The organism is Burkholderia sp. Se-20373 (genome assembly GCF_017104705.1).
Lineage (GTDB): Bacteria > Pseudomonadota > Gammaproteobacteria > Burkholderiales > Burkholderiaceae > Burkholderia.
Genome location: NZ_JAAGPH010000034.1, coordinates 13540 through 24944, shown reverse-complemented (window position 1 = coordinate 24944; position 11405 = coordinate 13540). Strand labels below are relative to the sequence as shown.

General features: G+C 66.3%; 15 protein-coding genes and 1 riboswitch. Of the genes, 5 read left to right on the top strand and 10 right to left on the bottom strand.

Translation table 11 applies throughout. The features are described 5' to 3' along the window. Positions 1-157 precede the first annotated feature (157 nt). The gene (locus tag G3N96_RS14215; RefSeq protein ID WP_089424610.1) at positions 158-961 is read left to right on the top strand and encodes an EAL domain-containing protein; all 804 of its coding nucleotides are present in this window, start codon (positions 158-160) and stop codon (positions 959-961) included. A gap of 203 nt (positions 962-1164) precedes the next feature. Here the strand turns inward: G3N96_RS14215 and G3N96_RS14210 are convergent, their stop codons facing one another. Then, positions 1165-1575 carry a GFA family protein gene (locus G3N96_RS14210; RefSeq protein WP_206137585.1) on the bottom strand — a complete coding sequence of 137 codons (411 nt, stop codon included), beginning with the start codon at positions 1573-1575 and terminating at the stop codon, positions 1165-1167. 128 nt (positions 1576-1703) lie between these two features. Beyond that, positions 1704-2495, bottom strand: a complete 792-nt coding sequence (locus G3N96_RS14205) for an IclR family transcriptional regulator (protein ID WP_206137584.1) — start codon at positions 2493-2495, stop codon at positions 1704-1706. A 213-nt stretch (positions 2496-2708) separates the two neighbouring features. On the opposite strand from G3N96_RS14205, the gene G3N96_RS14200 reads away from it, so the two are divergent. Beyond that, on the top strand, positions 2709-3896 hold the full coding sequence (locus G3N96_RS14200) for an acyl-CoA dehydrogenase (protein WP_206137583.1): 1188 nt from the start codon (positions 2709-2711) through the stop codon (positions 3894-3896). 150 nt (positions 3897-4046) lie between these two features. Here G3N96_RS14200 and G3N96_RS14195 read toward each other — a convergent pair whose 3' ends face one another. Further along, the gene (locus tag G3N96_RS14195) at positions 4047-4685 is read right to left on the bottom strand and encodes a peroxiredoxin (protein WP_069247250.1); all 639 of its coding nucleotides are present in this window, start codon (positions 4683-4685) and stop codon (positions 4047-4049) included. 317 nt (positions 4686-5002) lie between these two features. Here G3N96_RS14195 and G3N96_RS14190 point away from each other — a divergent pair, with 317 nt between their 5' ends. The 3 genes from G3N96_RS14190 (at position 5003) to G3N96_RS14180 (ending at position 6305) form a co-directional block, all read left to right on the top strand. Continuing rightward, entirely contained in the window at positions 5003-5305 is a 303-nt protein-coding gene (locus G3N96_RS14190; RefSeq protein WP_006494044.1) for a YqjD family protein, read from the top strand. Between the two features lie 123 nt (positions 5306-5428). Continuing rightward, entirely contained in the window at positions 5429-5818 is a 390-nt protein-coding gene (locus G3N96_RS14185; protein ID WP_011351086.1) for a phage holin family protein, read from the top strand. Positions 5819-5861: 43 nt separating this feature from the next. Next, positions 5862-6305 carry a DUF3318 domain-containing protein gene (locus G3N96_RS14180; RefSeq protein ID WP_124576584.1) on the top strand — a complete coding sequence of 148 codons (444 nt, stop codon included), beginning with the start codon at positions 5862-5864 and terminating at the stop codon, positions 6303-6305. Between the two features lie 57 nt (positions 6306-6362). Here G3N96_RS14180 and G3N96_RS14175 read toward each other — a convergent pair whose 3' ends face one another. The 7 genes from G3N96_RS14175 to glyA form a co-directional block, all read right to left on the bottom strand. Next, on the bottom strand, positions 6363-6809 hold the full coding sequence (locus tag G3N96_RS14175; RefSeq protein ID WP_206137582.1) for a type IV pilin protein: 447 nt from the start codon (positions 6807-6809) through the stop codon (positions 6363-6365). Beyond that, complete coding sequence (locus G3N96_RS14170; RefSeq protein WP_346778892.1) at positions 6806-7267, bottom strand: hypothetical protein; 462 nt, start codon at positions 7265-7267, stop codon at positions 6806-6808. The genes G3N96_RS14175 and G3N96_RS14170 overlap by 4 nt, the downstream gene beginning before the upstream one ends. 203 nt (positions 7268-7470) lie before the next feature. Further along, positions 7471-8304, bottom strand: coding sequence for a PilW family protein (locus G3N96_RS14165; RefSeq protein ID WP_206137580.1), 834 nt, complete (start codon positions 8302-8304; stop codon positions 7471-7473). Continuing rightward, positions 8294-8656, bottom strand: coding sequence for a hypothetical protein (locus G3N96_RS14160; protein ID WP_206137602.1), 363 nt, complete (start codon positions 8654-8656; stop codon positions 8294-8296). The genes G3N96_RS14165 and G3N96_RS14160 overlap by 11 nt, the downstream gene beginning before the upstream one ends. Positions 8657-8700: 44 nt before the next feature. Next, entirely contained in the window at positions 8701-9264 is a 564-nt protein-coding gene (locus G3N96_RS14155) for a GspH/FimT family pseudopilin (protein ID WP_124576581.1), read from the bottom strand. A 153-nt stretch (positions 9265-9417) separates the two neighbouring features. Continuing rightward, positions 9418-9897: a transcriptional regulator NrdR gene (gene nrdR, locus G3N96_RS14150; protein ID WP_089424602.1), complete on the bottom strand. Its 480-nt coding sequence runs from the start codon at positions 9895-9897 to the stop codon at positions 9418-9420. A 6-nt stretch (positions 9898-9903) separates the two neighbouring features. Further along, on the bottom strand, positions 9904-11151 hold the full coding sequence (glyA, locus tag G3N96_RS14145; RefSeq protein WP_021157166.1) for a serine hydroxymethyltransferase: 1248 nt from the start codon (positions 11149-11151) through the stop codon (positions 9904-9906). A 137-nt stretch (positions 11152-11288) separates the two neighbouring features. Continuing rightward, positions 11289-11389, bottom strand: a riboswitch (ZMP/ZTP riboswitch). Positions 11390-11405 lie beyond the last annotated feature (16 nt).

The following is an 11405-nucleotide window of genomic DNA, read 5'->3' as shown; positions in this document are numbered from 1 at the left end:
AAAACCAATTACGAATAGTGAAATCAACGTAAACCCTAGGCGAAGCGTCGACGACGGGATAACCATATGAACGAAACGCCGAGCCGAGCTTGGCCGGCGCTGCTAATATCAAGCTACGAGGCGGCCCGTTCGGCCGCCGTTTTTCCTTCTTACGCCGATGATTCCGCCCACCATTCCCGAGCTGGTCGCCCGTGCCGGGCAACTGCCGTATCTGCGGGATCACCTCGCGCTCGCCGATGGCGGCACCGCAAGCGCGAACCTGCCCGAGCGCACGCTGGGCAGCGCCTACGAACCGATCTACGACGTGACGATGCCGGGCGCACCGCAATCGACGTCGTTCGCCGATGCGATCGAGCGCTACGGCGACGAGCTCGGCTTCCAGGCCGTGACGGTCGTCACGGGCGCGCCGCACGATCCGGTCGACTCGGCCGTCGACGACCAGACGCTCGTCGCGATCGACCGCCTGTCGCGCGCGCTGCACGCGATCAATTTCTTCGGCGCACAGCGCCATGGGCTGCTGTTCCTGCGCGTGCACGAACGGCTGCTGAAAAGCGTGAAGTACGACCACGGCAAGCATTTCTCGTCGGTGCTGCAGCGCTTCGGGCTGCCGGCCGAGCGGATCGTGATCGAGCTGCCGGCGGTCGCGGTCGCGCACAAGACCTTCCTCGGCTACCTGACGCGCAGCTACCAGCATCACGGCTTCAAGGTCGCCGACAAGCTGCCGGACCCGGGCCGCATCCTCGCGGTCGAATCGGAGATGGCGCGCCCGGACTACATCAAGATGGATGCGGGCATCGCATTGCGCGACGGGATGGTCAAGGCGCTCGTCGCGTATGCACAGCGCGTGCGGATCCCGCTGATCTTCGACGGTGTCGTCGACGAAACGCAGTGCGAGCTGCTGCGCCAGTACGACGTGCGGTTCATGCAGGGGCCCGTGTTTGCGAAGGTCGTGACGGCCTGAGCCTCGGTGGATGAGGGGAGGCGCACACGCGGGGCGTCGCGTGACGACAGTGGAATGCAGGTGATGTAACGAAGCCATCGGGCCGTCTGGCTTGCCCTGTCGTCCGAGGTCCGGCGGGCGGTTGCCGGCCTCGTGGAAAAACCGGCTTCGCGGGAACGCGCGCGCCTCGTTTCCTGCTGTGGATGTCGGCGGTGACCTACCGCTTACGCCCTTCCACCGTCATCGTACTTGGGCAGATCGTCGTCGATCTCGATGCCCGGAAAGCGATCCCCATACCAGACATGCCAGGCCGGACGTAGCCGCGACGGCTCGTCGAGCGTCGCGTAATTGATCTCGACCGTCCTGGGTGCATCCCTGAGCCGGTAGTCGAGCTGCGCGCCGCAACGGCCGCAGAAGCGCCGCTCGCCCCACGCGCTCGACGCATACACCGTCGGCTCGCCTTGCAGGTATTCGAACGCGTCGATCGGCACCGATGCCGACGCGACGACCGCCGCGCCGGTCGTGCGCTGACAGAGCCGGCAGTGGCAAAAACCGGCGTCGGCCGGGACATGGGTGATCCGGTACCGGATCGCGCCACATGCGCATCCGCCTTCCATCGATTCCGCGTGAGACATGTCAAGCCTCTTCGTCGGTGAGCTGGCGAACGATCATGCGCGCGGTTCGTTCGTGGCACAACCGGCGGCGGCGTGCTCGTACGCTGCCGACCGTACCGGCGCCCCTCCCTGCGGCTTGCGCCCCTCGCTCAGGCCGTCTGCCCGAGCCGCTGCGCGAGCGCCTTCAGCTTCGGCCCGACCTGCGTACGGAACACTTCCTCGTCCATCGACGACGCGGGGCCGCTGCAGCTCAGGATCAGCCAGCGCCCCTCGCGCGGCTCGCGAAACGGGACGGCCGCCGCGTTGACGTCCATGTGCCACGCCCGGAACGAATAGCAGCAGCCTCCCGCCGAGAACTCGGCCACCGCCTGCTGCGCGGCGGCGACGAGCGCATCGGCGTCGGCCGCGCCGCCGGTCGCACGATGCAGCTCCGCATAAAGCGCGCGGCGCACGTCTTCCGGCTGCACGGCCAGGTACGCGCGCCCCATCGAGCTCGTCAGCATCGACAGCCGCGAACCGGGCGCGAGCCCGAGCGTCAGCGCGGTCTCGCTGCGGATCGTCTCCAGGTAGATCATGTCGAGCCCGTCGCGGCAACCGAGCGACACGGCCGCGCCGATGTCGCGCGCGAGCGCCTGCATGTGCGGCCGTGCGAGGTCGATCGTGCCCGAGCCCGACAGCAGCGCGTAGCCGAGCGACAGCACGCCGGCGTCGAGCGCATACTTTCCGAGCGCCTCGTCGTAACGCAGGTAGCCGAGCACGGTCAGCGTGTAGGCGAGCCGGTTCACCGTCGCTTTCGGCAGCCCCGTGCGCTCCGCGAAGTCGCGGTTGCCGAGCATCGTCTCCCCGGGCCGGAATGCGCGCAGCAGGTCGAGCCCGCGCGCGAGCGCGACGACGAACTTGCGTTCGTCGATCGTGGTTTCGTCGATGGTTGAAAGTGTCATCTGGTGCTACACTGAGGTCGATTTGCAAAACATTGTTCCGCACAGCGGAACTTGCGTCAAGCAAACTCTCAGGCAACAAACCCGACTGAATCAGGGATCGACCGCAAAGCATGGGACCCGAGTAAGCGCTAAAACGCTAACTGGGGTCGACCGCGAAGCATGGGACCCGAGTAAGCGCTAAAGCGCTAACTCGGGTCGACAGGAGATGAGACGATGAGTGCTGCAACTTTTCATTGGGACGACCCGCTGCTGCTCGACCAGCAACTGACCGAAGAAGAGCGGATGGTGCGTGACGCCGCGCAGGCGTACGCGCAGGACAAGCTCGCACCGCGCGTCACCGAAGCGTTCCGCCACGAACGCACCGACGCCGAAATCTTCCGCGAGATGGGCGAAGTCGGCCTGCTCGGCCCGACGATTCCCGAGGAATACGGCGGCCCCGGCCTCAACTACGTCAGCTACGGCCTGATCGCCCGCGAAATCGAGCGCGTCGACTCAGGCTACCGGTCGATGATGTCCGTGCAGTCGTCGCTCGTGATGGTCCCGATCCACGAATTCGGCTCCGACGCGCAGAAGCAGAAGTACCTGCCGAAACTCGCCACCGGCGAATGGATCGGCTGCTTCGGGCTGACCGAGCCGAACCACGGCTCCGATCCGGGCAGCATGGTCACTCGCGCGAAGAAAGTGCCCGGCGGCTACTCGCTGTCCGGCGCGAAGATGTGGATCACGAACTCGCCGATCGCCGACGTGTTCGTCGTGTGGGCGAAGCTCGAAGAGAACGGCAAGGACGCGATCCGCGGCTTCATCCTCGAGAAAGGCTGGAAGGGCCTGTCGGCGCCCGCGATCCACGGCAAGGTCGGGCTGCGCGCGTCGATCACCGGCGAAATCGTCCTCGACGAGGTGTTCGTGCCGGAAGAGAACCTGATGCCGAACGTGAGCGGCCTGCGCGGCCCGTTCACGTGCCTGAACTCGGCGCGCTACGGGATCGCATGGGGCGCGCTCGGCGCGGCCGAGTCCTGCTGGCACACCGCGCGCCAGTACGTGCTCGACCGCCAGCAGTTCGGCCGGCCGCTCGCCGCGAACCAGCTGATCCAGAAGAAGCTCGCCGACATGCAGACCGAAATCACGCTCGGCCTGCAAGGCGTGCTGCGCCTCGGCCGGATGAAGGACGAAGGCACGGCGGCCGTCGAGATCACGTCGATCATGAAGCGCAACTCGTGCGGCAAGGCGCTCGACATCGCACGACTCGCGCGCGACATGCTCGGCGGCAACGGTATCTCCGACGAATTCGGCGTCGCGCGCCACCTCGTGAACCTCGAAGTGGTCAACACGTACGAAGGCACGCACGACATCCACGCACTGATCCTCGGCCGCGCGCAGACAGGCATCCAGGCATTCTTCTGATCGTCCGGATGCGGCGAGCGCGGCAACCGCGCCGCGCCGTGCTTGCGCAAAAGACACGGCCCGCCCGGCAGTCATGCCGGGCGGGCCGTTTTTCATCGTATCCGCGCACCGGGCCGCCGGCCCGGTATCGCGTTCCTCTGCAGCCGATGCTTACTTGTTCGGCTGGGGCGTGAGGCGCAGATACGGACGCACCGCGTTGAAGCCCTTCGGGAAACGCTTCTTCAGCTCTTCCGGATCCTGCAGCGACGGGACGATCACGACATCGTCGCCGTCCTTCCAGTTGCCGGGCGTCGCGACCTTGTAGTTGTCGGTCAACTGCAGCGAGTCGATCACGCGCAGCACTTCGTCGAAGTTGCGCCCCGTGCTGGCCGGGTACGTGATGGTGAGCCGCACCTTCTTGTTCGGGTCGATCACGAACAGCGAACGCACCGTCAGCGTTTCGTTCGCGTTCGGGTGGATCATGTCGTACAGCTGCGAAACCTTGCGGTCCGCATCGGCGATGATCGGGAAGCCGACGACCGTCGACTGCGTGTCGTTGATGTCGTTGATCCAGCCCTTGTGCGACTCGACACCGTCGACCGACAGCGCGATCACTTTTACATTGCGCTTCTCGAATTCGCCCTTCAGCTTCGAGGTCAGCCCGAGTTCGGTCGTGCACACCGGCGTGTAGTCGGCCGGATGGGAGAACAGGACGCCCCAGCTGTTGCCGAGCCATTCGTGAAACTTGATCGGGCCCAGGCTCGATTCCTGCTCGAAATCCGGTGCGATGTCGCCAAGACGCAGACTCATGATGTTCCCTCCTCGAACGATGCTGGTTGAAACCGCGCCCGGATCGGCGCGGGAAAGTGTGTCAGCTTACGGGAAGCAATGGGGCGTGCGAACGATTATTCCGTTTGATATTCATACTTTTTTGTCATTTTTGCCTGGTGCCGGTGCTGGACGGGCGGCCGCGGGGAAACTTTTCACCCCGTTTGCCGCTCTGTTGATGATTACAAGTCGTTTACCATGCGGTCTTGCACTGCCGTTGTGTGTCTTCCCGGCTCGCCAGCAGGCAGGCGTTTCGCTACGATGTGAACCTGCAGCATGACAGCACGAAGGGAGTTGCAATGTCGGAAATCAACAAGGAGAAACTGATGTCGGATATCAAAACCGTTCTGTCGGACGCCGAGGACCTGCTCAAGCAAGCTGCGAGCAGCACGGGCGACCGTGCGGCCGAGCTGCGCGAGAAAGCCATGTCGCGCCTCAAGCAGGCCAAGGAAAAGGCGGCCGACGTCCAGGTCGTGGTGGTCGAGAAAGGCAAGAAGGCCGCACGCGCGACCGACGACTACGTGCACGAGCATCCGTGGACGTCGATCGGCGTCGCCGCCGGCGTGGGCGTGCTGATCGGCCTGCTGATCAACCGCAAGTAACGCGCTCTGCGCCGTTTCGTCCCGTTGGCCGCGTCGCGCGGCCAACGGGCGTCGAAGCCAGCCGGCGGTTTCCGCCGGCCGGCTTTGTCCTAGCTGCACACTGCACGCGCACGCACCTCACCCATGACGACAGACACCACCTCGCAGCCGTCCGGCCAAGGACCGCTGCGCCGCCTCGTCGGCTCCGCGATCGGCCTTCTGCAAACGCGCCTCGAACTGGTGGGCATCGAGCTTGCCGAGGAGAAGGAGCGCCTGATGGGCGTGCTGTTCCTCGGGCTCGCCGCGATGATGCTCGCCACGATGGCGCTCATCAGCCTGACCGTGCTCATCGCGATCGCGTTCTGGGATACCTACCGCTGGCAGTCGCTCGCGGCGATCACCGCGCTGTACGCCGCGGGCGGAATCGCATGCGCACTGAAGGCCCGCTCGGGCCTGCGCGACGCGCCGACCGTATTCGAGGCGACGCTCGCCGAACTCGAGAAAGACCGCGAACTGTTCCGCGGCAAGCCGTGAACGCAGTCGCGCTCACCCCTCCCACCTACTTCGCCGACGCGCCATGAGCCAGAACGTCACGGGCAATTCACCCCGCTCCCATTCGTCGCGATCGAACTGGAGCGCGTCGCAGCATCGCGCGCTCCGCAAGGAACTGCTGATCCTGCGATCCGAAGTCGAGCGGCTCGAGCTCGCGGAAGCTGCCGGCGACATGCGCCGCGCGGTGACGCGCTTCAGCTGGCTCAAGGTGTTCATCCCCGGCCTGTCCAGCAACAAGTTCAGCCAGTCTGCCAAGAACCTGAACGCGAACCTCGGACAGCTCGTCAACCAGTATCCGATGCTGAGCTCGCTCGCATCGCTCGTGCTCGCCAAACCCGTTCGCTCGCTGCTGCGCGCGAGTGCGGGCCCCGCGCTGAAGTGGGGCACTCTCGGTTTCGCTGCATGGGAGGTCTACCGGATCTGGAAGCAGTCCCGCGACGAGCGTGGTCTCGACACGCACGACGACTGACCTTCGTCTGCATCCCGCGCGCACGGCCAAGCGCCGTGGCGCGCCTTCCCGCCAAACTCAACGCACGCCCCAGCACGCCGCGACCTGTCCGTCGGCGCCGTCACTTCGCACATTGCCTTTCGTCCCGTCAGAACGCAGCGTGAATGCACCGCACGCGTCGTCGTGCATCGGGCCCGTGTCGAGCGGGATGGCCTCCAGGTCATAGCTCACCGGCGAATCGTCGCGGTCCGGCCGCCTGAGCACCAGCCGATAGACCGCGCGCCCGTCCGGCGGCGCGTGCGTGAGCGCCATCGGCAATGTCGAAGGCGGCACACCGTCCAGTGTTTCGAGATATTGGGCCGCGCGGTACAACGCGGCGACCGCCGACGCGCGATGAACGCGCACGACATGCTCGCGATACGACGGGATGCCCCATCCGGCCAGCACCGCAACGATCGCGAGCACGATCATCAGTTCGATCAGCGTGAATCCCGCCGAGCGGTACACGGACGCGCGACCATTCATCGAAGCACCGTCGCGACGCGACGCCAGTGCAAGGCGACGATGTGTCCATCACGGATCGCGACCTGGTGCTGCAGCCAGACTGCGCTCGATGCATGCGCACCGACGCCACGCGCGGTGACGACGTAAGCGCGGCCGCCGGCCGGCCCCGCCCCGCGCCACGCTTCGATCAGGCATCGCGGCGGTTGAACGGCCATCGGCCATCCGGCGAATGGCGCGAACGCTTCGGCGGCCACCAGCGCCGGCACGCGCCGCCACGCGTCGGGCTCCGCGTGCGACTCGCCTTCGCTCACGTACGGCGCCGCGCCCCGGCGCAATCGCGCGGTGCACGCTGCCAGCGCGGCATCGGCTGCCTGGAATGCGACCAGCCGATCGGATAATGCGCGCGTGCGGCGCGATTCCGTCAGTGCTGCTTCGAACCACGTGCCGGTCAGCGCCGCCACCGCCGCGCCAACCGCGATCACCGCAGGCAATGCGAGGCCCGCGTCGCGACGCCAATCGCGCCTGGCTGACCGCAAACGTCTGTACGGCGCTTGCTGGCTCGCGGGTCGGACTTTCGCACCTGCAGCCTGCCGCGGACCGTCACGGCGTGTTTCGATTCGCTCATGCATGTCGCGTGTCGCAACGCACCGCGACCTCTTGCGCGCGCACTGCCTCGCTCCGTTCATCGCGGCACCTCGCGTTCATCCGCGGCATCACGCGACGTATCGCCGAATGTGCGCGCGGCATTGCGCAACGCGACGATGCGATCGAGCGTCCGACGCACGCGGCCGTCTTGCGCAACGACCGTGCGGCCGTCGCAGTCGACGTGCCGCACCGGCTCGCCCGTCGGTTCGCCGCGCGCACGCACGCAGACATGCACGGCCACGACATCGCGCCAGTCGTCGCCGCGCAATGCATCGGCCTCGACGAACTGCGTGCCGCCGCGGCGAAGATAGCGCACCCGCAACTGATCGATTCCCGACACGACCGGCTGCGGCGTGCCCGGACGGCCGCTTCCTTCGCAATACAGTTCAGGCTCGCCCGTCGACGGACTGGTGTGCACATCGAAGCGGTTCTCCACCGGCGCATGTTCGCCGGACACGCCGATACCCTGCCCGAGGCAATCCGACACCTGGCCGCTCACGGTGGGCCACGTCGACACGGCATCGCCGACATACCGGATCAGCAACGCATCCGACGCACCGCGCACCGACTCGCACCGTACCTGCGCGCCCTCTCCCCTCACGCGCGCCATCGAACAGCCGAACACGGGCGACAACGACGAGACACCTTCCCAATCAAGCGGCCGAAATCCGGCCATCTGGATCTGCTGGCCGATCAGCATCAGTGCGGCGCCAGCCGCATCGCGCATCCGGAATCCGTCGTCCGCGCGCCGCTGTGCGACGCGCTGCGCGTGGTACAGCGCACCGGCCGCCGCGAGCACGAGCAGACCGACGGTCATCGCAATCAACACTTCAAGCAACGTATGTGCAAGCATGCGGCGATCAGCGTTCATCGGCGTCCGCCTCCCGATACGGAATCCGGACGCACGACGGCGGTTGCGCCGAGCTTCCCGCCGCCTCGCATCGCGGCCCGGCGACCGCATTGCCGCCGTGCCAGCCGACAACCGTGTAGCGAACGCCATCCGGCCCATCACCGCGCGTCATCGTGCCGCCGGGCAGCGACGCAGCGGCCCGCGCCGCGAGGTCATCACCGGCCTCCGCAGCAACGTGCAAGCGCTCGATACGTGCATCGGCCAGCCACAGCGCGCGCTCACGCCAGATCGTCGCGCGCTGCGCACGCGCCATCGCAAGCTGGCTGCCCGCTACAGCCAGCATGACGGTCGCGAGTAGCGCGATGGCCAGCATCGCTTCGATCAGCGACGTGCCGCGCACGGCGTTGCGCAGGACGCTCACGCCGCGTCGCAACGGCCGGCGACAACCCGTGCCCGGCCGCCTGCCGCGATCCGCACGCAACGCGATGCATGCGCGTCGTCCGCCCCCGGCACGTCTCGTCGCGGACGCAATTCGAAGCGCCGGATACCACCGATTGCCTGACCGACCGGCGGTGCGAACGCGAGATCGTGCGCGGCACCCGCGACGGCCACTTCGGCATCGCGCGGATAGCGCCGCAGCACGCGCGACTGCCCGTCGACGTGCCCGCTGACGATCCAGTCACACGACCATTCAGCCGGATCACACCGTTCACCGGCACGCAGACAGGTGCCCGCGCTTCCCGCCCGGCACAGCGTGACGCGCACGCCGAGACGCGTCGCCTCGGTACGTGCAAACGACAGCGCACCGAGCAACGCGCGCGAGCGCGCATCCACGCGTTCGCGCATGCGCCATTGGTCGAACGCGGGCGCAGCATAAAGCGCGAGCCCGGCCGCCAGCGAGATGGCGACCATCAGTTCGACGAGCGTGAATCCGCCCGCGCGTCGCAACACATTTTTCAGGGGTTGAGCGTGCAGTCCCATCGCAGTCGTCCTTCGCCAAGGTGATGCGACGACTGTAGCGACACGTGCGGACACGCACCATTTGCCGAATGGCTGACTGGCGGCATGCGATCGCGACCGACACAATCGGCGCGAACTGACCCAACGGAGAAGACGATGAACGAACGCAGCGCGTCAGCGCTTACGGGGAGTCTTGGCGGGAGAGGCGCGACGGAACTCTTCGATCACGTCGGCAAATTCGGAAACGTCCTCGAACCGGCGATACACCGATGCGAAGCGGACATAAGCGATCGTATCGAGCCCGCGCAACTCGTTCATCACGAGTTCGCCGAGTTTCTCGCTACGCACTTCGCGCTCGCCTGTCGCGAGCAGTTGATATTCGATGCGGGCGACCGCCGCGTCGATCGCGTCGGCAGCGACCGGCCGCTTGCGCAGCGCGAGTTGCATGCTGGCGACGAGCTTGCGACGGTCGAATTCCGTGCGGCTGCCGTCCTTCTTCACGACGAACGGCAGCGACAGCTCGACCCGCTCGTACGTCGTGAAGCGCTTGTCGCAAGCCGAGCAGCGACGGCGCCGCCGGATCGCGGCGCCATCTTCGGACACGCGGGAATCCACGACCTGCGTGTCGTCATGCCGGCAGAACGGGCAGCGCATCGTCGATCAGCGATAGACCGGGAAACGCTTGGTCAGCTCGGCGACCTGCGCGCGCACGCGCTCGATCGTCGCTGCATCTTCCGGATTGTCCAGCACGTCCGCGATCAGGTTGCCCACCTGCTCCGCTTCCGCCGGACCGAAGCCGCGCGTCGTCATCGCCGGCGAACCCAGGCGCACGCCGCTCGTCACGAACGGCTTTTCCGGGTCGTTCGGGATCGCGTTCTTGTTCACCGTGATGTGCGCCGCGCCCAGGGCCGCTTCCGCTGCCTTGCCCGTGATGTTCTTCGCACGCAGGTCCACCAGCATCACGTGGCTTTCCGTACGGCCCGACACGATCCGCAGCCCACGCTTCACCAGCGTTTCAGCCAGCACGCGGGCGTTCTCGACCACCTTCTCCTGGTACGCCTTGAACTCCGGCGACAGCGCTTCCTTGAACGCCACCGCCTTGCCCGCGATCACGTGCATCAGCGGGCCGCCCTGGATCCCCGGGAAGATCGCCGAGTTGATCGGCTTCTCGTACTCCGCCTTCATCAGGATCACGCCGCCGCGCGGGCCGCGCAGGCTCTTGTGCGTCGTCGTCGTCACGAAGTCCGCGTGCGGCACCGGGTTCGGGTACACACCCGCTGCGATCAGGCCCGCGTAGTGGGCCATGTCGACCATCAGGTATGCACCGACCGACTTCGCGATCTTCGCCAGACGTTCGAAATCGATCTTCAGCGAGAACGCCGACGCACCCGCGACGATCAGCTTCGGCTTGTGTTCCTGCGCGAGCTTCTCGGCCGCTTCGTAGTCGATGTCTTCGTTTTCGTTCAGGCCGTAGCTCACCACGTTGAACCACTTGCCCGACATGTTCACCGGCGAGCCGTGCGTCAGGTGGCCGCCGTGCGCGAGGCTCATGCCCATGATCGTGTCGCCCGGCTTGAGCATCGCGAAGAACACGCCCTGGTTCGCCTGCGAGCCCGAGTTCGGCTGCACGTTCGCGGCTTCCGCGCCGAACAGCTGCTTCACGCGGTCGATCGCCAGCTGCTCGACCACATCGACGTATTCGCAGCCGCCGTAGTAGCGCTTGCCCGGATACCCTTCCGCGTACTTGTTCGTGAGTTGCGAACCCTGTGCGGCCATCACGGCCGGGCTCGTGTAGTTTTCCGACGCGATCAGCTCGATGTGATCTTCCTGGCGGCGGTTTTCCTGCTCGATCGCGGCAAAGATTTCGGGATCGACGTTCGCAATGGTGCTTTGGGCTCTGTCAAACATACGGTTTCCGTTAAGTGTGTACAGGTTGACCGGAGCGGCCGAGTACGGTGCGCTGCTGGCGGGACCAGCTCGACGTGGCGGAAGAATCCGTATGACGCGAGGCAGGACAGCCACCGGCGATGCACGCGACGGCGCACAACGGCTGCCCAGGCGAACGGCAAAAACGGCGCCCCGCGCTTCACGGTGGGATGCTCCACCTTGAACCCGAAGGGTTCTATCGCCAGTCACGCAGGGGTGATGAGCGCGTTAGTGTA

Excerpts from the sequence above, each read along its gene's own strand:
- G3N96_RS14215 (WP_089424610.1), top strand. The coding sequence starts at position 158 with ATGATTCCGCCCACCATTCCCGAGCTGGTCGCCCGTGCCGGGCAACTG.
- G3N96_RS14210 (WP_206137585.1), bottom strand. The coding sequence starts at position 1,575 with ATGTCTCACGCGGAATCGATGGAAGGCGGATGCGCATGTGGCGCGATC.
- G3N96_RS14205 (WP_206137584.1), bottom strand. The coding sequence starts at position 2,495 with ATGACACTTTCAACCATCGACGAAACCACGATCGACGAACGCAAGTTC.
- G3N96_RS14200 (WP_206137583.1), top strand. The coding sequence starts at position 2,709 with ATGAGTGCTGCAACTTTTCATTGGGACGACCCGCTGCTGCTCGACCAG.
- G3N96_RS14195 (WP_069247250.1), bottom strand. The coding sequence starts at position 4,685 with ATGAGTCTGCGTCTTGGCGACATCGCACCGGATTTCGAGCAGGAATCG.
- G3N96_RS14190 (WP_006494044.1), top strand. The coding sequence starts at position 5,003 with ATGTCGGAAATCAACAAGGAGAAACTGATGTCGGATATCAAAACCGTT.
- G3N96_RS14185 (WP_011351086.1), top strand. The coding sequence starts at position 5,429 with ATGACGACAGACACCACCTCGCAGCCGTCCGGCCAAGGACCGCTGCGC.
- G3N96_RS14180 (WP_124576584.1), top strand. The coding sequence starts at position 5,862 with ATGAGCCAGAACGTCACGGGCAATTCACCCCGCTCCCATTCGTCGCGA.
- G3N96_RS14175 (WP_206137582.1), bottom strand. The coding sequence starts at position 6,809 with ATGAATGGTCGCGCGTCCGTGTACCGCTCGGCGGGATTCACGCTGATC.
- G3N96_RS14165 (WP_206137580.1), bottom strand. The coding sequence starts at position 8,304 with ATGAACGCTGATCGCCGCATGCTTGCACATACGTTGCTTGAAGTGTTG.
- G3N96_RS14160 (WP_206137602.1), bottom strand. The coding sequence starts at position 8,656 with ATGCTGGCCATCGCGCTACTCGCGACCGTCATGCTGGCTGTAGCGGGC.
- G3N96_RS14155 (WP_124576581.1), bottom strand. The coding sequence starts at position 9,264 with ATGGGACTGCACGCTCAACCCCTGAAAAATGTGTTGCGACGCGCGGGC.
- nrdR (WP_089424602.1), bottom strand. The coding sequence starts at position 9,897 with ATGCGCTGCCCGTTCTGCCGGCATGACGACACGCAGGTCGTGGATTCC.
- glyA (WP_021157166.1), bottom strand. The coding sequence starts at position 11,151 with ATGTTTGACAGAGCCCAAAGCACCATTGCGAACGTCGATCCCGAAATC.